Below are 18,974 nucleotides of genomic sequence, written 5' to 3' on the forward strand. Positions count from 1 at the left end.
GGTCGGCCGCGAGGCGCCGGATCGGCCTCGTCGGGGGCCCACTCGGCCGGTTCGGCAACGCCGCAGATGGGCGTGGTAGGGCGGCGAGCGGGGCGAACCTTGGTTGACGCGGCACTAAGATGGTGCACATGGCGAAGACCGGTACGACGACCCAGGGGCTGCGCGCGGCGATCGAGCGCAGCGGCTATTACCCGGCACTCGTGGCCGAGGCGGTGGAGGCCGCCGTGGGCGGGGAACCGATCGTGTCATACCTCGTCCACCAGGAGACGACCTTCGACGCCAACGAGGTCCGCCGCCATGTCACGGTCCTCGTCCTCACCCGCAACCGCTTCATCGTCAGCCACACCGATGAGCAGGCCGCGGACGGCACCTCGCCGTCGCCGTACGCCACCACCTCCACCGAGTCGGTGAAGCTCCAGCGGATCTCCTCGGTCGTGGTCAGCCGGGTCGTCGCCAACCCCGAGTCGTACACCCCGGGCACCCTGCCGCGGGAAGTCGTGCTGACGATCGGCTGGGGCGCGGTCAGCCGGCTGGACCTGGAGCCCGCCGCATGCGGCGACCCCAACTGCGAGGCGGACCACGGCTACACGGGCTCCTCCACCGCCGACGACCTGAGCCTGCGGGTCAGCGAGGCGGGTGACGGCCCCGACAGCGTCCGCCAGACCCTCGCCTTCGCCCAGGCGCTCTCGGAGGCCACCGCGGCCACGCCGGACTCCAGCCGCTGATGTCCGGTTCCGCCACCGGCCCCGTCATCCCGGCCGGCTCCGCCTGGCCCGAGCCCGAAGCGCTGGACCCGCGTGCCGCGCCGCTGCCCCGGTACGGCTCCGCGTCGCTGGCCGATCTGCTGCCCGCCGTCACCGCGGGGCAGGAGGTCCCGGGCATCACCTCCGGGCTCGCCCTCGCCCCCGCCGACCGGGTCTGCGTCTTCCTGATCGACGGCCTGGGCTGGGAGCTGCTGCGCGCCCACCCCGCCGAGGCGCCGTTCCTGACCACGCTGCTGTCCAGCTCGCTGAACGGCACCGGGGCACCGCTGACCGCGGGCTTCCCGTCCACCACCGCGACCTCGCTGGCCTCGGTCGGCACCGGGCTGCCGCCGGGCGCGCACGGGCTGCCCGGCTACACGGTGGCGGACCCCGCCACCGGCCATCTGATGAACCAGCTGCGCTGGCAGCCCTGGACGGATCCGCACATCTGGCAGCCGTACCCCACGGTCTTCCAGCGCGCGGACGCCGCGGGTGTGCACACCTGCCAGGTCTCCGCGCCGACCTTCGCGGAGACCCCGCTCACCAAGGTCGCGCTGAGCGGCGGCACCTTCCACGGCCGGCTCTCCGGCGAGGAGCGGATGGACTTCGCGGCCGAGCAGCTGGCCGCCGGGGACCGCTCTCTCGTCTACACGTACTACAGCGAAGTGGACGGCAAGGGGCATCGCTTCGGAGTGGACTCCCCGGAGTGGCGTGACCAGCTGCGCTACGTGGACCGGCTCGCCCAGCGGCTGGCCGAACAACTCCCGCCGCGCGCCGCCCTCTACGTCACCGCCGACCACGGCATGATCGACATCCCCTTCGATCCGGAGTCCCGGATCGACTTCGACGAGGACTGGGAGCTGCGCGCCGGTGTCGCGCTCCTGGGCGGCGAGGGCCGCGCCCGGCATGTGTACGCGGTGCCCGGTGCCGCCGGTGACGTGCTGGCCGTCTGGCGCGAGGTGCTGGGCGACCGGATGTGGGTGGCCGGGCGCGACGAGGCCATCGAGGCGGGCTGGTTCGGACGCCCCGGGGACGGGGTGGACGAGCGGGTCCACCGGCGGATCGGCGATGTGGTGGCGGCTGCCGCCGCCGACGTCGCGATCGTCGCCTCGGAGACCGAGCCGAAGGAGTCCGCGATGGTGGGGCTGCACGGTTCGATGACCCCCGTGGAGCAGTTGGTCCCGCTCCTCGAAGTACGCTCCTGAAGCGCGTTCCGTCATCCGCCGTACGAAAGGCTCTGCCACCCTCATGCCCGAGCTGGTGTTCTTCTCCGGAACCATGGACTGCGGAAAGAGCACCCTCGCTCTGCAGATCGAGCACAACCGCTCGGCGCGCGGACTGCAAGGGATGATCTACACCCGGGACGACCGCGCGGGCGAGGGCAAGCTCTCCTCGCGGCTCGGCCTGGTCACCGAGGCGGTCGAGGCCGCCGCGGACCTGGACTTCTACGCACATGTGGTGGGGGTGCTGACGGCCGGGGGCCGCGCCGACTACGTCATCGTGGACGAGGCGCAGTTCCTCGCCCCGGCGCAGATCGACCAACTCGCCCGGATCGTCGACGACCTGGGCGTGGACGTCTTCGCCTTCGGCATCACCACCGACTTCCGCAGCAAGCTCTTCCCCGGTTCGCAGCGGCTGGTGGAACTCGCCGACCGGGTGCAGGTGCTGCAGGTCGAGGCGTTGTGCTGGTGCGGGGCGCGGGCCACGCACAACGCCCGTACCGTCGGCGGACGGATGGTCGTCGAGGGCGCGCAGGTCGTCGTGGGCGACGTCAACCAGCCCGAGGGCGCGATCGGTTACGAGGTGCTGTGCCGCCGTCATCACCGGCGCCGGATGACGGCCGCCACCGCCCACGCCGCGACCCTGTCACCGGACGTACTGCCGGTCGACGCGCCCTCCGGACCGCGCGGCGCCGGTGTGGAGCCCGGATCCGCGGAGCCCCGGCGGCAGCACGACACGGCGCACACCTCCGCCTGAGGCCCCGGGCGATGGCGGTCGGCGTACCGTCAGCGGCCGCCGGCGGCCAGGACGACGGTGAAGGCGGCGCCCTCGGGGTCGGTCACCGTGGCCGACCGCCCGGCGTCGTCCCACGACGGCGGACGCACCACCCGGCCGCCGGACGCGGTCACCCGGCCCACCGCCTCGTCCACGTCCGCCACCGCGAAGTGCGTGGTCCAGTACGGCCCCCGGTCACGCGGCAGCGTGCCGCCCGCGCTCTGGATCGCGCACACCGGCCGGTCGTCCAGGAACAGGGTGCGGCAGCCGGAGTCGGCCGGGTCGGCGGGCTCCGGCCGGTATCCGAAGACCATCTGGTAGAACTTGGCGACTCCGGTGGCCGAACGGGTCATCAGCTCATGCCAGACGGGGGTGCCCGGCGTTACCGTCGCCGGGGTCTCCGGCTGGTGCACCTCCTGCCACACCCCGAACACCGCGCCCTCCGGATCGGCCGCCAGCAGCATCCGCCCGGCCTCGTCGGCGTCGAGCGGGCCCACCGCCACGGTGCCGCCGCAGGCCCGGATCATCTCGGCGGTCTCATCGGCGTCGTCCGAGGCCAGATAGGTCATCCAGGCCACCGGAAGATGACGGTCCGGAGGCAGTTCGCCCAGTCCGGCGACCGGCCGGCCGTCCCGCAGCGCGCGGACGTACGCGCCCAGCTGCTGTGGGCCCGGTGTGAACTCCCAGCCGAACACGGCGTGGTAGAAGTCCTGTGTCGCGGCAAGGTCGTGCACCATCAGACTCGTCCAGCAGGGCGTGCCCGGTGTGCGCCGAGTCGCAGCCTCGGTCATACGTCAATCTCTCCTCGGACCATGTGTCGTGGCCGTACGGCCCCGGGCGCCGGTCGGCGGTGCGGGGCGGTGGTGCGGAGGTGCTGCCGTGGGGGTGCGGAAGATATTTGCACTCCTGGCCGCGGGGCGACCCCCGGCCGCGCCGCAATTCACGGGTTCCCACTGGAGAATGCCCGAAATCACACGGTGCATCCGTTTCAGCTTCCGTGGGGCCCTGTGGCCATGAGCTGTACGTCGGGTGACTCGATAGTCCAAAAGTCGCAAGGATCTCTACGTAAGGAGGGTTCCTATGAATCCCCTCATCACCGCATCTGAACTCATGGGCGAGATGGCGGGGGACCGTCCGCCGCTGCTGCTCGATGTGCGCTGGCAGCTCGGTGGCCCTCCGGGGCGACCGGAGTACGAAGCGGGGCATCTGCCCGGCGCCGTCTACGTCGACCTCGACAGCGACCTCGCGGGGCCGGCCGGGCCCGCCGGACGTCATCCGCTGCCCGAACTGTCCGTCTTCGCAGCCGCGATGCGCCGGGCCGGTGTCGGCCGGGACCGGCGCGTGGTGGTGTACGACGGCGGTCAGGGGTGGGCCGCGGCGCGTGCGTGGTGGCTGCTGCGCTGGGCGGGCCATCCGTCCGTGCGGGTGCTGGACGGCGGTCTGTCCGCCTGGAAGGCGGGGGACGGTGCGCTGACCACCGACGTTCCCGCCGTGGCCGAGGGGGACTTCGCGCCCGAGCCGGGTGCCGTTCCGGTGCTGGAGGCGGACGGCGCGGCGGCGCTCGCCCGGCGCGGTGTGCTGCTGGACGCGCGGGCGGGCGAGCGCTATCGCGGTGAGGTCGAGCCCATCGACCCGGTCGGCGGCCATATCCCCGGGGCGGTCTCCGCCCCCACGGCCGGGAACGTCGCCGACGACGGCCTGTTCCTGCCTCCGGAGCGGCTGGCCGAGCGCTTCGCGGGACTGGGTGTCACCGAAGCCACCGAGGTGGGGGTGTACTGCGGTTCGGGCGTCTCCGCCGCGCACCAGGTGCTGGCCCTGGCGTCGGTGGGCGTCCCGGCGGCGCTGTACGTCGGCTCCTGGAGCGAGTGGTCCGCCTCCGGCGACCGCCCGGTGGCCACGGGACCGCAGCCGGGCTGAACGCGCCGGTGGGCCCCGCCGTCCCGGACCGGGACGGCGGGGCCCACCGTGGGAGCGCTTCGCGGTGCCGAGGGGCGCCCGGCGGCTACTCCTGCTTCTTGCGCCGGGTACCGAAGACGATCTCGTCCCAGCTGGGTACCGCGGCCCGGCGGCCCGGACGGACACCGTCCGCCTCCGCCTGACGGTCCGTGGTCCCGGTCAGCCGGTCCCGGTGGCCCGCCACCGACCGCGGCATCAGTACATCCGCGTAGGCCGAACCCGCGCTCGCCGCCGGGGCGGGCGGCTCCACGGCCTCCGGCTCCTCATCGGGCTCGTCCTGCTGGGCGGCCGACGCGACGGGAGCCTCGGGTACGACCATGTCCCCCCGGAAGTTGGGCACGGCCTCCAGCAGGCTGGTGAGCGAGTCCCGCTCGCCGCCGAGGCCCTCGTCCGCCGAGGCGGACGCCGACACCGGCGCCGCGCTGTCGGAATCCTCGCCGCCCCGCTCGGCCGATGTGCGGTCCCGGTCCCTGTCGCGGTCCCTGTCCCGGTCACGCGGCAGCCGCGCGATCCTCGGCACGAACGGGAAGCTGGGCTCGGGGGTGTCGTCCGCCTCGCCGATCAGCGACCGCGCCTCGTCGTCGACGGCCTGGACCAGCCGCCGGGGCGGGTCATAGGTCCAGCTCGCCGAATGCGGCTCACCGGCGACCCGGTAGACCAGCAGCACCTCCCAGGTGCCGTCGTCACGCCGCCAGGAGTCCCACTGGGTGGTGTCCTTCTCGGCGCCGCGCAGCAGCAGCCGCTCCGCGACCGCCTCGCCGAGCTGCGGTCCGGTGTTCTCGCCGGGACGGCGCACAGGTGTCTTCCGGGCGCGCTCGGCCATGAACGCACGCTCCGCGAGGACCGGGCCCTCGAAGCGGCGCACGCGGTCCACGGGGATGCCCGCCAGCTGCGCGACCTCTTCGGCGGAGGCTCCGGCGCGTATACGGGCCTGGATGTCACGGGGCCGCAGATGGCTCTCGACCTCGATCTCGATCTGGCCGAGCCGAGCGCGGTCATTGCGCACCGCGGCGCGCAGTCGCTCGTCGATGGGAAGTGTGTACTCCGTGCTGTCCGCAGCCTTGAGCACCAGCCGTGTGCCGTCGTTGCTGACGGCCACGACACGCAGTTCGGGCATGGGGACCTCCCGGGTGGTGCCTGCCGACGTCACGGTTGCGTCGCTGCTCTCCCGCTAGACGAGTGTGGCCTGCCCGGGTGCAGCCTGCCACAACTTTGCCGAGTTGCCCGGCGTGTCGGGCATGGGCCCCGATCCGCCGTTATGGCACGGTGACCTGTTTGCAACCCACAGTGACGGCGCTGTCACCTCGGGCGGCGATCCCCATGTCATGTCGCGGCGGCGCCGGTTGAGTTGCCGCCTTCCGGCCCCTCCCGCCGGGCCCGGACAAGCCGGGTGGAAGAGGGGGGCCAGGGCTCGCCACAGTACTCCATTCGGGCCGCTCGGGTGGAGCGGCGCGCCAGCCGAGTTCGGCCGTGGCACGGTGATCGGACCCTCAACGCGTCGAAGTGGGCTCGGATGTGGGTGGCAAGTTTCACAGAATCGCCAGAATCGGAACGATCTGCTTCGTTTATCGGTCACTTCTCCTTGCAGGCTGGAACGAATGTCCAAGCAAGGGCGAGAGATGGACAGCAGGACCGAGACCGACGGACAACAGAAGAGCAGGCGCCTGGAGCTGAGTGCGGCACAGGTGGCCGGAAGCGCGCTGGCGGCGGTGGCCGCCGCGGTGCTCGCCTCCAAGCTCGGTGTGTACGGGACGATCCTCGGTGCCGGTCTGGTGAGCGTGGTGGCGACCGCGGGCGGCAGCCTCTTCCAGCACGCCTTCCGGCGTACCGGTGAGCAGATCAAGGAGGCGCGGGACCAGACGCGGCCGCCGCGCCGGGGCGGCCGCGGCGCGACGGCGCCTTCCATGGAGCACGGTGTGTGGAACGCGCCCAGCACGCACGGGACCCGGCTGCGCGGCGGGCGGCGGCCCGCGCTCGCGGCGGTGGCCGTGTTCGCCGTCGCGATGGTCGCGATCACCGGGATCGAGTGGGCGTCGGGCGGCCCGGTCTCCAACGTCTGGGGTGGTGACCGGGGCGGGACGACGGTCGGGGAGAGCTTCCACCGCCCCCAGGGGTCCTCGGGGCCGGAAGACGACCGCCGCCCCTCGGACACCCGTTCCGGCGATCCGTCCCGGGACCGCGGTCCGGACCGCGGTCCGTCCTCGCCGAGCCCGTCGCCCGAGCGCGGCGGTGACGGTGACACCGGACGTCCGGACACCCCGTCGCCCGGCCCCTCCCGGTCCTCGGGCGGGGGCGGCGAGGACGGTGACACCACCCCCGGCACCTCCGACCCCACCCCGTCTTCCTCGGGGTCCCCGTCACAGAGCGCTCCGGCGGACGGCAGCGACGAGGACGCCGGGACGACCACGCCCGAGCCGGACTCCTCCGCCGGTGAGTGACTCCGCAGGGGCCCGCACCGCGACCGAGGGGTCCGGAGCCGGACGTCAGTCGCCGAGCACCCGCCGCAGATAGTCGTTGCCGAACAGCCGGTCGGGGTCCAGCCGGTCCCGGAGCGCGGTGAACTCGCCGAACCGCGGATAGACCCCGGCCAGATAGGCGGCGTCGCGGCTGTGCAGCTTGCCCCAGTGCGGACGGCCGCCGTGCGCGGTCAAGATCTGCTCGGCGGCGGTGAAGTAGGCCCGGTGCGGAGTGCCCCGGTACAGGTGCACCGCGATGTACGCGGTGTCCCGGCCCGAGGCGGTGGACAGCGGGATGTCGTCGGCGGGCGCGGTGCGCACCTCCACCGGGAAGCTGATCCGCAGATCCGAGCGGTCGACGGTCCGCTTCAGCTCGCGCAGCGCGTCGGGCGCGGCCTCGCGCGGCAGGGCGTACTCCATCTCCAGGAAGCGCACCCGGCGCGGACTGGTGAAGACTTTGTAAGGGATGTCCGTGTAGCTGCGGGCGGACAGCGCCCGGCTGGAGATCCTGGCGATTCCGGGGATGGCCGAGGGCACCGCCCGTCCCACCGAACAGGCCACCTGGAAGACACCGTTGGACAGCAGCTCGTCGTCGACCCAGCCGCTGACCCGGCCCACCGGGGCGGCGGGGCCCGGGCTGCGGTTGTTCCGCTTGGTGTTGCAGTTCCCGGTGTGCGGGAACCAGTAGAACTCGAAGTGCTCGTTCTCGCCGACCAGCTGCGGAAAGTCGGCCAGCACCCGGTCGAAGGGCATCGGCTCCTCCCGCGCGGTGAGCAGGAACTCGGGCTCCACCCGGAAGGTGATCGCGCTGACCACGCCCAGCGCGCCCAGGCCCACCCGGGCCGCCGCGAAGACCTCCGGATGCTCCTGCGCCGAGCAGCGCAGCACCGAGCCGTCCGCCGTGACCAGCTCCAGCCCGGCGATCTGGGCGGAGATCGAGGCACTGTCCCGGCCGGTGCCGTGGGTGCCGGTGGAGGTGGCCCCGGCGACCGTCTGCTCCATGATGTCGCCCATGTTGGTCAGCGACAGACCATGGGCCGACAGCGTCTCGTTGAGCTGCTTGAGCGGGGTCCCCGCGGCCACCGTCACGGTCCCGCCCTCGCGGTCCAGGTCCCGCACCCCGACCAGCCGGTCCGGGCGTATCAGCAGCCCGTCCGTGGCGGCGGCGGTGCTGAAGGAGTGGCCGGTGCCCACCGCCTTCACCGGCAGCCCCTCGGCCGCCGCCCCGCGCACCGCCTCGACGAGGTCCTGGGTGGACGACGGGCTCACACTCCGCACCGGCCGGGCCGCCACATTGCCCGCCCAGTTACGCCACACGCTGCTCCGACCGGTCCTGACGGTCATCCGCACCCGACCCCTCCCGCTCTGGCGCCGGCCGCAGCCGGCGGTATCCGAGGAACGCCACCGCCGCCGCGAGCGCCCCGGCCACGGCCGGCACCAGGTACCCCGCCCCGGCTCCGGCGGCGTCGACCACCGCACCGGCGGACGACGAGCCGAGCGCCACCCCGACCGCGAGCCCGGTGGTGGTCCAGGTCATGCCCTCGGTCAGGTTCGCGCGCGGTACGTGCCGTTCGACGAGGGCCATGGTGGTGACCATGGTCGGAGCCACCGACAGGCCCGCGACGAAGAGCGCCCCGGCCAGAACCGGCAGGTTCCCGACCAGTAGGAGGGGGATCATACTCACGGCCATCGCACAAATACCCACCAGCCACTGGCGGGACACCGCCCCGCGCGGACCCTTCATGCCGAACACCGCGCCCGCCAGGCAGGAGCCCAGCGCGTACACCGCCAGCACCAGACTGGCCGCGGCCTTGTGGCCCTCCTCCTCGGCGAAGGCCACCGTCACGACGTCGATCGACCCGAAGATGGCGCCGGTCGCCATGAAGGTGATCATCAGCACCCGCAGTCCGGGGGAGCGCAGCGCCGAACCGCCGGTGTGCTGCCCGCGCGGATGCGGCACCGGCTCGGTGCCGTGCTGGAGGGTCAGCGAGAAGACGCCGACGGCCAGGAAGCAGGCCGCCATCAGCATGCCCGCCTCCGGGAACCAGGCCGTGGACAGGCCGATCGAGATCACCGGCCCGACGATGAAGCACACCTCGTCGACGATCGACTCCCAGGCGTACGCGGCGTGCAGCTGCCGCGGCGCGTCCTGGTGGAGCGCTGCCCAGCGGGCCCGCACCATCGCCCCCACGCTCGGTACGCATCCGGCCGCCACGGCCCAGCAGAACAGCGTCCAGTCCGGCCAGCCCCGGCGCGCGGTGAGCAGCAGCCCCGCGACGCCGGTCAGCGCCACGAGGGTCGCCGGGCGCAGCACCCTGCGCTGGCCGTGCCGGTCGACGAGCCGGGAGATCTGCGGTCCGGCGACCGCGGCGGACAGCGCGACGGTGGCCGAGAGCGCGCCCGCCAGCCCGTACCGGCCGGTGAGCTGGGAGATCATCGTGACGATGCCGACGCCCTCCATGGCGATCGGCAGCCGCCCGACGAATCCGGCGGCGGAGAACGCCTTGGCACCGGGGGCGGCGAAGAGCGCGCGGTAAGTGGAACGGGACACGACAGAGGCTCCGCCGGTGAGCAGGACCGGACGGTGGGACCGGCCGGCCGGGTAAGGAATGTGAGAGCTGATACAGCTTACGGCCGCCGCCGTATCGCCGCAGGGGTATTTCCTGCCCGTCAGGGGCTGGTGGCAGGATCGGGAGCATGCCGGATCAGTCAGAACTGCCATCTCCCGCCCCGTACGACGCCCTGCTCCTGCTCTCCTTCGGCGGGCCGGAAGGGCCGGAGGACGTCGTTCCGTTCCTGGAGAACGTGACCCGCGGGAGGGGCATCCCGCGCGAGCGGCTGAAGGAGGTGGGCCGGCACTACTTCCTCTTCGGCGGCGTCAGCCCGATCAACGCGCAGAACCGCGAACTGCTGCAGGCGCTCCGCAAGGACTTCGCCGAGCACGGCCTGGACCTGCCGGTCTACTGGGGCAACCGCAACTGGGCGCCGTATCTGACCGACACCCTGCGCGAGATGGTCACCGACGGCCACCGCCGCATCCTGGTGCTGGCCACCAGCGCCTACGCCTCCTACTCCGGCTGCCGCCAGTACCGGGAGAACCTGGCGGACGCGCTCGCCGCGCTGGAGGCGGAGGGGCTGCCGCTGCCGCGCGTCGACAAGCTGCGGCACTACTTCAACCACTCCGGCTTCGTGGACCCCATGGTGGGCGCCACGCTCACCGCGCTCGGCGAGCTGCCGGAGGGGCTGCGTGCCGGGGCCCAGCTGGCCTTCACCACCCACTCCATCCCGACCGCCGCCGCGGACACCTCCGGGCCCCCGGCGGACCACGGCGAGGGCGGCGCGTACGTGGCCGAGCACCTGGAGGTGGCCCGGCTGGTCGCCGCGGCGGTGCGCGAGCGCACCGGTGTGGAGCGCCCCTGGCGCCTGGTCTACCAGTCGCGCAGCGGCGCGCCGCACATCCCGTGGCTGGAGCCGGACATCTGCGACCACCTGGAGGCGCTGCACGGCGAGGGCGCGCCCGCCGCGGTCATGGTCCCCATCGGCTTCGTCTCGGACCACATGGAGGTCAAGTACGACCTCGACACGGAGGCCGCGGCCAAGGCGGCGGAGCTCGGTCTGCCGGTATCCCGCGCCTCGACCGTCGGCGCCGATCCGCGGTTCGCGGCGGCGGTCCGCGATCTGGTGCTGGAGCGCGCGGCCACCGAGCGCTTCACCGAGGGCCGGGCGGCCACCGCCCCCGAGCGGTGCGCGCTGGGCGCCCTCGGCCCCAGCCACGACCGCTGCCCTGTGGGCTGCTGTCCGGCCCGCTCCCCGCGGCCCGCGGTCGCGGGGGCCGACTGAACCCCCACCGGTGTCCACGGCCCGTCGGCGCCGCCGCCCGCGCCCCACGGGCACATCCGCGAAGGAGCACAAGGAGCACGATGACCGACCCGCTCACCACCGAACTGCTCGACCTGGCACTGGAGGTCGCCCGCCGCGCCGGGGACCTGCTGAGGGACGGCCGTCCGGCCGATCTCGGCGTGGCCGCCACCAAGTCCAGCCCGATCGATGTCGTCACCGAGATGGACATCGCCTCCGAGAAGCTGATCACCGACTTCCTGGCGCGGCACCGTCCGGACGACGGTGTGCTGGGGGAGGAGGGCGCGAGCCACGAGGGCAGCAGCGGTGTCCGCTGGGTGATCGACCCGATCGACGGCACGGTGAACTACCTGTACGGCCTGCCCGCGTGGGCGGTCAGCATCGCCGCCCAGAAGGACGGCGAGACGGTGGTCGGGGTGGTGGCCGCCCCGGTCCGCGGGGAGACCTACCACGCGGCGCTCGGCCAGGGCGCGTATGCCGACGGTGAGCCGGTGCGCTGCCGCCCGGCGCCCGAGCTGGCGCGGTCGCTGATCGGCACCGGCTTCGGCTATGTGCGGGAGCGGCGTGTCGGCCAGGCCAGGGTGCTCCACGAGCTGCTGCCCGAGGTGCGCGACATCCGCCGCGGCGGTTCGGCAGCCATCGATCTGTGCGACGTGGCCTGCGGGCGGCTCGACGGCTACTACGAGCGCGGGCTCAACCCCTGGGACTACGCGGCCGGAGAGCTGATAGCCCGCGAGGCGGGGGCGCTGACCGGCGGAAGGCCGGGCATCCCGGGTTCCGGGGAGCTGATGGTCGCCGCCGCCCCCGGCCTCTTCGAGACGCTCCGGGACCGTCTGGACGAGCTGGGCGCCTGGCACGACTGACGCGCGGGTCCGCGGGCGGCTGTCCGCGGACGCCGAAGCGCCCCGGTGCCGGGACGGCAGCGGGGCGCTCGGGCGTGGGACCGGAAAACAGCCGCTGGATCGACGACGCGTTTTCCGCTTCCAACCGGATCTGTGAACCTGGATCTGTATCTGGATCTTCAAACAGCGGATCTGTATCCCCGGAGGGATCAGGCGACGGCGCTGACCTCCACGCCATGCTCGGCAGCCAGCCGACGGAGGTCCTCCAGCTCCGCCTGCTCCACATCGGCGAGGAATTCGTCGCCCGTCTCACGGGCGCGGGTGAGGTCGGACTGGGTGGTCTCTATACGCTGCAGAATGCCTGCGGTGAACGCGTCCATGGTGCGCCCCCTCGTCGTGGGTCGGTGGCACGGGGGTGTGCCGACGGCGGGGCGATCACGTGCGTAGTCCCTGTAGATGACAGCAAGATCGTGGGATGCCAAAAGACAGGGCGTGATCGCGGGTGTGCAGTCGTCCTCCCCACCCCGTTGTGAGCGGAAACCTCCGGCGCGAAAAGAATCTGAATTCCCTGTTCCGGCGCTTCCGTCCCGCGCCGGTGGCGGTGCCGTGGTCCCCCCGCTCCCCCTTACCGCCGGTTTATGCGACTTCGAGGCAGGATGGAGGGCGCCGAACGCTGATCCGGTTTGGCGAGATCACGCCCGCTGTGGCCATGACGGAAGGACTAACGACGTGCGTGTACTCGTCGTCGAGGACGAGCAGCTGCTCGCCGACGCGGTGGCCACCGGTCTGCGCCGGGAGGCCATGGCCGTCGACGTCGTGTATGACGGAGCGGCCGCCCTGGAGCGCATCGCCGTCAACGACTACGACGTCGTCGTCCTCGACCGGGACCTGCCCCTCGTCCACGGCGACGACGTCTGCCGCAAGCTGGTCGAGCTGGGGATGCCCACCCGGGTGCTGATGCTCACCGCCTCCGGCGACGTCAGCGACCGCGTCGAGGGCCTGGAGATCGGCGCCGACGACTACCTGCCCAAGCCCTTCGCCTTCAGCGAGCTGATCGCGCGGGTGCGGGCGCTCGGCCGCCGCACCACCGTCGCCCTGCCGCCGGTGCTGGAGCGCGCCGGGATCAAGCTGGACCCCAACCGCCGTGAGGTGTTCCGCAACGGCAAGGAGATCCAGCTGGCGCCGAAGGAGTTCGCGGTACTGGAGGTGCTGATGCGCAGCGAGGGCGCCGTGGTCTCCGCCGAGCAGCTGCTGGAGAAGGCGTGGGACGAGAACACCGACCCCTTCACCAACGTCGTCCGGGTGACCGTGATGACGCTGCGCCGCAAGCTGGGCGAGCCCGCGGTGATCGTCACCGTTCCCGGCTCCGGTTACCGGATCTGACCGGGCATGGCGACGACCCCGCTCCCGCCCGCGGCACCACCGAAACCCAGCTGGGACCCGCCGCACGGCTCGCAGCCCAACCCGTGGCTGCGCCCGACCATCCGGATACGGCTCACCCTGCTCTACGGCGGGATGTTCCTGATCGCCGGCGTGGTGCTGCTGACGATCATCTATCTGCTGGCGGCCGACGCGATCCGCCGCGGCAGTGAGTTCCCGCTGGAGATCGTGCGGATCGACTACAAGCCGACCGACACCTGTCACCTCCCCAGTCAGGGCAACAACGACGCGTTCAACCGCGCGGTGGCCCAGTGCATGAAGCAGCAGCGCAACTTCGCCCTGGACGGGCTGCTGCGGCGCTCGCTGATCGCGCTCCTGGGGCTGGCCGTGGTCGCCTTCGCGTTCGGCTACGCCATGGCCGGGCGGGTGCTCTCGCCGCTGGGCCGGATCACCCGGACCGCGCGCCAGGTGGCGGGCTCGGACCTGTCCCGCCGGATCGAGCTCGACGGCCCGGATGACGAGCTGAAGGAGCTGGCCGACACCTTCGACGAGATGCTGGAGCGGCTGGACCGGGCATTCACCGCCCAGCAGCGGTTCGTCGCCAACGCCTCGCACGAGCTGCGCACCCCGCTGGCGATCAACCGCACCCTGCTGGAGGTCCACCTCTCCGATCCGCAGGCGTCCCCGGAGCTGGTCCAGCTGGGCAAGACCCTGCTGGCCACCAATGAGCGCAGCGAACAGCTGGTGGAGGGACTGCTGCTGCTCGCCCGCAGCGACAACGAGATCGTCGACCGCAAGCCGGTGGACCTGGCCGAGGTCGCCTCCCAGGCGATGGACCAGGTCCGGACCGAGGCGGACGCCAAGGGCGTGGAGCTGCGCGGCCGGCGGGAGCCCGCGGTGGTCCAGGGCAACGGTGTGCTGCTGGAGCGGATCGCGCTGAACCTGGTACAGAACGCGGTGCGGTACAACGTGGCGGAGGGCGGCTGGGTGCAGGTCATCACCGGCGTCGAGCAGGGCCAGGCGGTGCTGGTGGTGGAGAACACCGGCCCGGTGGTCCCCGCCTACGAGCTGGACAACATCTTCGAGCCCTTCCGGCGGCTGCGTACCGAGCGCACCGGCAGCGACAAGGGTGTCGGCCTCGGTCTTTCGATCGCGCGCTCCGTGGCGCGCGCCCACGGCGGCAGGATCGCCGCGGAGCCCCGGGAGGGAGGCGGCCTTGTCATGCGGGTGGTGCTGCCGCTCTGAGCGGGCAGACGGGCCGGGAAACGGAAGCTGCGGTACCGTCGGGGAGGTGTTCGCTTTGGGCGGAATTTTCGTGATCCGACCCACACCTGTATGGTGTGTGATCGATCACATGGGCGATTTTCGATCCATATACTCTGCGTGATCGTCACGGTTGACGGAAAGCCTGGAAAATCCGGGTTTTCGGGGGCCGTGATCACGGGAAGTACACGTCATGGCGCATGCGAGTGCGACAGTCGGACCGTGTACGGTCCCGATGGCCATCCAACCCGATCACCTCTTCAGGGGTGCGGTTGGGTGTCGATTGAGTAACAGACCTTGATGTGAGGCAAAATCTCCGCCTCGGGTCGGGCACAAGTCCGGCCTCTCACGCGTTACGTGCGCTGGAGACACCGCAGACACCCAGAGGGGGAGAGGGACATGGCAACGGACTACGACACCCCACGCAAGACCGACGATGACGTCAACGAGGACAGCATCGAGGAACTCAAGGCCAGGCGGAACGACAAGTCCGCGTCGACCGTCGACGTGGATGAGTTCGAGCAGGCCGAGGGCCTGGAGCTGCCCGGCGCGGACCTCTCCAACGAGGAGCTGTCCGTGCGGGTGCTGCCCCGTCAGGCGGACGAGTTCACCTGCATGACCTGCTTCCTCGTGCACCACCGCAGCCAGCTGGCCAACGAGACCAAGAACGGCCAGCCGATCTGCCGCGACTGCGCGGCCTGAGCCACGGCGCAGGCGTGGACGCGGAGCACGGCGGCGTGACCCAGGTGCACCCCGAGCGAGGCCGGACGGCCTCGCTCGTGAGCGCCCTGGGCCGTGGTGTCCGCAAAGGCGGCGAGCGTGCGAGAGCGGGGGTTTACGCGGTCGCCGAACGGATCATCGCGAACGCTCCACGGATCCCGGTCCGGGACCTGGAGACACTGCGCAGGCAGTTCCCCGGCCTCGGCCCGGAGGAGATCGCGGACAAGCTGGTGGCGGGTGCCGCACACGGCACCTCCACCGTGGGTGCGGGCGTCGGCGCAGCGGCCATGCTGCCCGCCCCGCCCGCCATGCCCACCGAACTGGCCGCCGAGATCATCGGCGTGGCCACCATAGAGATCAAGCTCATCGCCGAGCTGCACGAGGTCTACGGACTGCGGGCGCCCGGCGGTGTGCGCCAGCGCGCCAGCGCCTACCTCGGGGCGTGGGCCCAGGAGCGGGGCATCGACGTCACCGCCCCGGCCACCGTCAACGCCGCGCTGGGCGTCCAGATGAAGCGCGAGCTGCGCCAGCAGGTGCTCAGGCGCAGCTTCCGGAACCTGCCGGTGCTGGCCCCCTTCATGGTGGGCGCGGCCATCGGGGCCGCCATGAACCGGCGCGACACCAGGAAGCTGGCCCGCAAGGTCCGCAAGGACCTGCGCACCAAGCAGATCCCCTGGAGCGATCTGGTCCCCCTGGCCGAATGAGCCACCGGGGCGCGGCCCCCGGCAGGACGGGGCCTAGGCGGCGTCCGAGCGCACCGCCGCGAGCGCGGCCGCGAGCGCCTCGGGATCCCTGGTCGACAGATACACATACGGCGTCGGGTCCTGTGGATCGGTGACCTCCACCCGCAGCGCGGTGGGGATGTAGCTGCGCAGCAGCATGAACGCCCGGGGATCGGCCTTGTGGGTGCGCCAGGCGACCGCCTCGCCGGCGTCCAGCGCCTCGGCGGTCCCGAGGGCCGACACCGGGATCCTCGCGTCTCCCGCGACCAGTGAGCCCGCCACCACCCGCACCCGCGCCGAGCCGTACGTGCTGACCCCGACGGCGGCCAGCGCCGCCCCGCCGATCAGGCCGCCGAGCATCGGCAGGGTGCCGAACGGCAGCATGATCAGCCCCATGGCCACCCCGGTCATCAGGGCGATGAACCACCAGGAACGGGGCGCGGTGAGGCGTTCGTCGTAAGGCTGCATGCCTATCAGCTTGGCATGGCCGCCGAACCGGGCTGTCCGCGCGGGTAAGGTCAGCCGTTGTGAGTGGAACAACGACAGCGCTGAGGCCGCCGGAGGGCGCCCGGGCACCCGTACGCCACCCCGACGCCCCGGCGTCCGGTGAGCTCCTTGAGGTCCACAACGACCAGTGTTTCGGCTGCGGCGACCAAGTGGACGGTCTGCGGCTCCGGGCCCGCGCCGGCGAGGGCGTCGGCGTCACCGCCGAGTTCGAGGTGCGCCCGGCCCATCAGGGCGGGCCGGGCCTGGCCCACGGCGGGCTGCTGAGCGCGGCGCTGGACGAGACGCTGGGGGCGCTCAACTGGATGCAGCGGGTGATCGCGGTGACCGGGCGGCTGGAGACGGACTTCGTCCGCCCCGTTCCGGTCGGCACGGTGCTGTATCTGGAGGCACGGGTGACCGCCGTGCACGGGCGGAAGATCTACTGCGCGGCCACCGGCCGGATCGGCGCCCCCGACGGCCCCGTCGCCGTACGCGCGGAGGCCCTCTTCATAGAGGTGCGGGTGGAGCACTTCATCGAGAACGGACGGGCGGAGGAGATCGACGCCGCGCTGGCCGACCCCGACCAGGCCAAGCTGGCGCGCGTATGCGAGGTGAACGCGTGAGCACCGAACCGCTCGAGGTGCGGATCCGCCGGGTCGACCCCGAGGTGCCGCTGCCCGGGTACGCCCACCCCGGCGACGCGGGCGCGGATCTCGTGACCACACAGGCCGCGGAGCTCGCCCCGGGGGAGCGCGCGGTCCTGCCCACCGGGGTGTCCATCGCGCTCCCCGAGGGGTATGCCGCCTTCGTGCATCCGAGGTCCGGACTGGCCGCCCGCTGTGGCATCGCCATGGTGAATGCCCCGGGGACCATCGATGCCGGGTACCGTGGAGAGATCAAGGTGATCGTGGTCAATCTCGATCCGCGCGAGAGCGTGCGGTTCGAGCGCTACGACCGGATCGCCCAATTGGTCGTCCAGCAGGTCGAGAAGGTGCGCTTCCACGAGGTGGCGGAGCTTCCCGGGTCGGCGCGGGCCGAAGGGGGCTTCGGGTCCACCGGCGGTCACGCCGCCGTGGACGGCACAAAGGGTGGGAATGGATACGCTTCGGTCGGTTCCGACCGGGAAGGACGATGACGTGTTCGGACGTCGCCGCAAGCACAGCGAGGAGGACGTCGAGTCGCTCGACGTGGCCTCCGAGGAGTTGGCCGAGGACGCGGAGGACGGGGAGGACCTCTCCGAGGCGGTGGAGGCCGCCCGGGTGAGCCTGCCGCCCGCGCCGCGCCCCGACGGCCCGTGGGACGTTTCCGAGGTGCGTGAGCCCGGCGAGGGCCGGGTGGACCTGGGGGGCATGTTCGTCCCCGGTGTCGAGGGCATGGAGCTGCGGGTGGAGGTCGCGGGGGACGCGATCGTCGCCGCCACCGTGGTGCTGCGGGACAGCGCCGTGCAGCTCCAGGCGTTCGCCGCGCCCAAGAAGGAAGGCATCTGGGGCGAGGTCCGCGACGAGATCGCCACCGGGATCACCCAGCAGGGTGGCGTGGTGGACGAGGTCGAGGGACCGCTCGGCTGGGAGCTGCGCGCCCAGGTGCCGGTGCAGCTGCCGGACGGGAAGAACGGCGTGCAGGTGGTCCGCTTCATCGGTGTCGACGGACCGCGCTGGTTCCTGCGCGGAGTGATCTCCGGGCAGGGCGCGGTGCAGCCCGAGACCGGCAGCCTGCTGGAAGCGATCTTCCAGGACACGGTCGTGGTGCGCGGCGAGGGCCCGATGGCTCCCCGCGATCCGATCGTGCTCAAGCTGCCGAACGATGCGCAGATGGTCCCCGACGGGGTGCAGCAGGACGAGGCGCAGGGCTCGCGGTTCGCGGGTGGCGCCGACCGGCTCCAGCGCGGCCCGGAGATCAGCGAGGTGCGCTGAGCCTCCCGCCGCGTACCGTCTCCCGAACCATCCGGAGAAGGCCAGGTCCGAAGGGGCCCGGGGCAATGCCCCGGGCCCCTTCGGCATTTTCCCCGGGGGACGTTGAACACCGGCGCCCCACGGCCCGTATTCCTGGGTGACCGGGCGCGCACGTCGCGCTCACCGACTCCCGCCAGGGCGTGACCGCCCCCTCCGGTCTCGGCGCCTTGGCGGGCCGCTCGCTCGGATCAGGCCGGGCCCTTGGCGTAAGGCGTGGCCTGATGTGGGCGTTCACGGGTGGGCCGTACTCTTCTCTGCGGAGTACGGCCCACCGCTTTTCGCAGGTGGGGGCGGTCGGCGTCAGGGATGCGTCAAAAGCGCGCCAATGGCCGTAAGGGAGCCGTCAACGGGTGTCGTCGGATGCCCTGGGCGGGGTTTTGCTCTAGGGGTCCGTTCGTAATCCGAGCCCCTAGGAGCCCACGATGGCCGATCTGGCCTTCGTCGTCGCCACGATCGCGGTGTTCGCGGTGGTGGCCGTCGTCGCCAGAGGGGTGACGAAGCTGTGACCGCCGAGAACGTCGTCGGCCTGGTCGTGGCCGTCGCCCTGCTGGGGTATCTGGTCCTCGCGCTGATCTTCCCGGAGAGGTTCTGAGGTCCCGCA

At 72.2% G+C, this 18,974-nt stretch carries 21 protein-coding genes; 15 read left to right on the forward strand and 6 right to left on the reverse strand.

The window, feature by feature from the left end:
• Window positions 1–128 precede the first annotated feature (128 nt).
• The 3 genes from AC07FT_RS05205 to AC07FT_RS05215 are packed head-to-tail and all read left to right on the forward strand — an operon-like array spanning window position 129 to window position 2,720.
• Window positions 129–725: a DUF5998 family protein gene (locus AC07FT_RS05205; RefSeq protein ID WP_479174099.1), complete on the forward strand. Its 597-nt coding sequence runs from the start codon at window positions 129–131 to the stop codon at window positions 723–725.
• Window positions 725–1,948, forward strand: a complete 1,224-nt coding sequence (locus AC07FT_RS05210) for an alkaline phosphatase family protein (protein ID WP_479174100.1) — start codon at window positions 725–727, stop codon at window positions 1,946–1,948. The genes AC07FT_RS05205 and AC07FT_RS05210 overlap by 1 nt, the downstream gene beginning before the upstream one ends.
• A 43-nt stretch (window positions 1,949–1,991) precedes the next feature.
• Window positions 1,992–2,720 (forward strand): thymidine kinase, encoded by a 729-nt coding sequence (locus AC07FT_RS05215; protein ID WP_471192811.1) that lies wholly within the window; start codon window positions 1,992–1,994, stop codon window positions 2,718–2,720.
• A gap of 29 nt (window positions 2,721–2,749) precedes the next feature.
• Here the strand turns inward: AC07FT_RS05215 and AC07FT_RS05220 are convergent, their stop codons facing one another.
• Window positions 2,750–3,529 (reverse strand): VOC family protein, encoded by a 780-nt coding sequence (locus tag AC07FT_RS05220; protein WP_479174101.1) that lies wholly within the window; start codon window positions 3,527–3,529, stop codon window positions 2,750–2,752.
• A 289-nt stretch (window positions 3,530–3,818) separates the two neighbouring features.
• Between AC07FT_RS05220 and AC07FT_RS05225 the strand changes: the two genes are divergently transcribed.
• Window positions 3,819–4,655 carry a sulfurtransferase gene (locus AC07FT_RS05225; RefSeq protein WP_479174103.1) on the forward strand — a complete coding sequence of 279 codons (837 nt, stop codon included), beginning with the start codon at window positions 3,819–3,821 and terminating at the stop codon, window positions 4,653–4,655.
• An 85-nt stretch (window positions 4,656–4,740) separates the two neighbouring features.
• Here the strand turns inward: AC07FT_RS05225 and sepH are convergent, their stop codons facing one another.
• On the reverse strand, window positions 4,741–5,811 hold the full coding sequence (sepH, locus tag AC07FT_RS05230) for a septation protein SepH (RefSeq protein WP_479174105.1): 1,071 nt from the start codon (window positions 5,809–5,811) through the stop codon (window positions 4,741–4,743).
• Between the two features lie 481 nt (window positions 5,812–6,292).
• Between sepH and AC07FT_RS05235 the strand changes: the two genes are divergently transcribed.
• A complete protein-coding gene (locus tag AC07FT_RS05235; RefSeq protein ID WP_479174107.1) occupies window positions 6,293–7,132 on the forward strand; it encodes a hypothetical protein in 840 nt (279 codons plus the stop codon).
• A gap of 45 nt (window positions 7,133–7,177) precedes the next feature.
• Here AC07FT_RS05235 and AC07FT_RS05240 read toward each other — a convergent pair whose 3' ends face one another.
• Together AC07FT_RS05240 and AC07FT_RS05245 are read right to left on the reverse strand one after the other, a co-directional pair.
• Window positions 7,178–8,494 (reverse strand): D-arabinono-1,4-lactone oxidase, encoded by a 1,317-nt coding sequence (locus AC07FT_RS05240; RefSeq protein WP_479174108.1) that lies wholly within the window; start codon window positions 8,492–8,494, stop codon window positions 7,178–7,180.
• Window positions 8,457–9,701, reverse strand: coding sequence for an MFS transporter (locus tag AC07FT_RS05245; protein WP_479174110.1), 1,245 nt, complete (start codon window positions 9,699–9,701; stop codon window positions 8,457–8,459). The genes AC07FT_RS05240 and AC07FT_RS05245 overlap by 38 nt, the downstream gene beginning before the upstream one ends.
• A 146-nt stretch (window positions 9,702–9,847) precedes the next feature.
• On the opposite strand from AC07FT_RS05245, the gene AC07FT_RS05250 reads away from it, so the two are divergent.
• Window positions 9,848–10,990: a ferrochelatase gene (locus tag AC07FT_RS05250; RefSeq protein WP_479174112.1), complete on the forward strand. Its 1,143-nt coding sequence runs from the start codon at window positions 9,848–9,850 to the stop codon at window positions 10,988–10,990.
• Between the two features lie 80 nt (window positions 10,991–11,070).
• On the forward strand, window positions 11,071–11,871 hold the full coding sequence (locus AC07FT_RS05255; protein WP_479174114.1) for an inositol monophosphatase family protein: 801 nt from the start codon (window positions 11,071–11,073) through the stop codon (window positions 11,869–11,871).
• A gap of 188 nt (window positions 11,872–12,059) precedes the next feature.
• On the opposite strand, the gene AC07FT_RS05260 is transcribed toward AC07FT_RS05255, so the two are convergent.
• A complete protein-coding gene (locus tag AC07FT_RS05260; RefSeq protein WP_176180223.1) occupies window positions 12,060–12,230 on the reverse strand; it encodes a hypothetical protein in 171 nt (56 codons plus the stop codon).
• Between the two features lie 349 nt (window positions 12,231–12,579).
• Between AC07FT_RS05260 and AC07FT_RS05265 the strand changes: the two genes are divergently transcribed.
• The 4 genes from AC07FT_RS05265 (at window position 12,580) to AC07FT_RS05280 (ending at window position 15,917) form a co-directional block, all read left to right on the forward strand.
• A complete protein-coding gene (locus tag AC07FT_RS05265) occupies window positions 12,580–13,233 on the forward strand; it encodes a response regulator transcription factor (RefSeq protein ID WP_176180222.1) in 654 nt (217 codons plus the stop codon).
• 6 nt (window positions 13,234–13,239) lie between these two features.
• A complete protein-coding gene (locus tag AC07FT_RS05270; protein ID WP_479174116.1) occupies window positions 13,240–14,475 on the forward strand; it encodes a sensor histidine kinase in 1,236 nt (411 codons plus the stop codon).
• 417 nt (window positions 14,476–14,892) lie between these two features.
• Window positions 14,893–15,195 carry a DUF4193 domain-containing protein gene (locus AC07FT_RS05275; protein WP_254737190.1) on the forward strand — a complete coding sequence of 101 codons (303 nt, stop codon included), beginning with the start codon at window positions 14,893–14,895 and terminating at the stop codon, window positions 15,193–15,195.
• A gap of 35 nt (window positions 15,196–15,230) precedes the next feature.
• Complete coding sequence (locus AC07FT_RS05280) at window positions 15,231–15,917, forward strand: hypothetical protein (RefSeq protein WP_479174512.1); 687 nt, start codon at window positions 15,231–15,233, stop codon at window positions 15,915–15,917.
• Between the two features lie 33 nt (window positions 15,918–15,950).
• Here the strand turns inward: AC07FT_RS05280 and AC07FT_RS05285 are convergent, their stop codons facing one another.
• Window positions 15,951–16,403 carry a DUF3093 domain-containing protein gene (locus tag AC07FT_RS05285; RefSeq protein ID WP_471192836.1) on the reverse strand — a complete coding sequence of 151 codons (453 nt, stop codon included), beginning with the start codon at window positions 16,401–16,403 and terminating at the stop codon, window positions 15,951–15,953.
• Between the two features lie 59 nt (window positions 16,404–16,462).
• On the opposite strand from AC07FT_RS05285, the gene AC07FT_RS05290 reads away from it, so the two are divergent.
• The 4 genes from AC07FT_RS05290 to kdpF all read left to right on the forward strand — a co-directional run bounded on the left by AC07FT_RS05290 (window position 16,463) and on the right by kdpF (window position 18,965).
• A complete protein-coding gene (locus AC07FT_RS05290; RefSeq protein WP_471192838.1) occupies window positions 16,463–17,044 on the forward strand; it encodes a PaaI family thioesterase in 582 nt (193 codons plus the stop codon).
• Window positions 17,041–17,556 (forward strand): dUTP diphosphatase, encoded by a 516-nt coding sequence (gene dut, locus AC07FT_RS05295; protein ID WP_471192840.1) that lies wholly within the window; start codon window positions 17,041–17,043, stop codon window positions 17,554–17,556. The genes AC07FT_RS05290 and dut overlap by 4 nt, the downstream gene beginning before the upstream one ends.
• Window position 17,557: 1 nt before the next feature.
• Entirely contained in the window at window positions 17,558–18,334 is a 777-nt protein-coding gene (locus AC07FT_RS05300) for a DUF3710 domain-containing protein (RefSeq protein WP_479174119.1), read from the forward strand.
• Window positions 18,335–18,875: 541 nt separating this feature from the next.
• Window positions 18,876–18,965 carry a K(+)-transporting ATPase subunit F gene (kdpF, locus tag AC07FT_RS05305; protein ID WP_009326374.1) on the forward strand — a complete coding sequence of 30 codons (90 nt, stop codon included), beginning with the start codon at window positions 18,876–18,878 and terminating at the stop codon, window positions 18,963–18,965.
• Window positions 18,966–18,974 lie beyond the last annotated feature (9 nt).

The sequence above is a fragment of the Streptomyces sp. NPDC045899 genome (genome assembly GCF_056431485.1).

Bases quoted from the DNA above. Each gene is read 5' to 3' on its own strand.
- AC07FT_RS05205 (WP_479174099.1), top strand. From the start codon at position 129: ATGGCGAAGACCGGTACGACGACCCAGGGGCTGCGCGCGGCGATCGAG.
- AC07FT_RS05210 (WP_479174100.1), top strand. From the start codon at position 725: ATGTCCGGTTCCGCCACCGGCCCCGTCATCCCGGCCGGCTCCGCCTGG.
- AC07FT_RS05215 (WP_471192811.1), top strand. From the start codon at position 1,992: ATGCCCGAGCTGGTGTTCTTCTCCGGAACCATGGACTGCGGAAAGAGC.
- AC07FT_RS05220 (WP_479174101.1), bottom strand. From the start codon at position 3,529: ATGACCGAGGCTGCGACTCGGCGCACACCGGGCACGCCCTGCTGGACG.
- AC07FT_RS05225 (WP_479174103.1), top strand. From the start codon at position 3,819: ATGAATCCCCTCATCACCGCATCTGAACTCATGGGCGAGATGGCGGGG.
- sepH (WP_479174105.1), bottom strand. From the start codon at position 5,811: ATGCCCGAACTGCGTGTCGTGGCCGTCAGCAACGACGGCACACGGCTG.
- AC07FT_RS05235 (WP_479174107.1), top strand. From the start codon at position 6,293: ATGTCCAAGCAAGGGCGAGAGATGGACAGCAGGACCGAGACCGACGGA.
- AC07FT_RS05240 (WP_479174108.1), bottom strand. From the start codon at position 8,494: ATGACCGTCAGGACCGGTCGGAGCAGCGTGTGGCGTAACTGGGCGGGC.
- AC07FT_RS05250 (WP_479174112.1), top strand. From the start codon at position 9,848: ATGCCGGATCAGTCAGAACTGCCATCTCCCGCCCCGTACGACGCCCTG.
- AC07FT_RS05255 (WP_479174114.1), top strand. From the start codon at position 11,071: ATGACCGACCCGCTCACCACCGAACTGCTCGACCTGGCACTGGAGGTC.
- AC07FT_RS05260 (WP_176180223.1), bottom strand. From the start codon at position 12,230: ATGGACGCGTTCACCGCAGGCATTCTGCAGCGTATAGAGACCACCCAG.
- AC07FT_RS05270 (WP_479174116.1), top strand. From the start codon at position 13,240: ATGGCGACGACCCCGCTCCCGCCCGCGGCACCACCGAAACCCAGCTGG.
- AC07FT_RS05275 (WP_254737190.1), top strand. From the start codon at position 14,893: ATGGCAACGGACTACGACACCCCACGCAAGACCGACGATGACGTCAAC.
- AC07FT_RS05285 (WP_471192836.1), bottom strand. From the start codon at position 16,403: ATGCAGCCTTACGACGAACGCCTCACCGCGCCCCGTTCCTGGTGGTTC.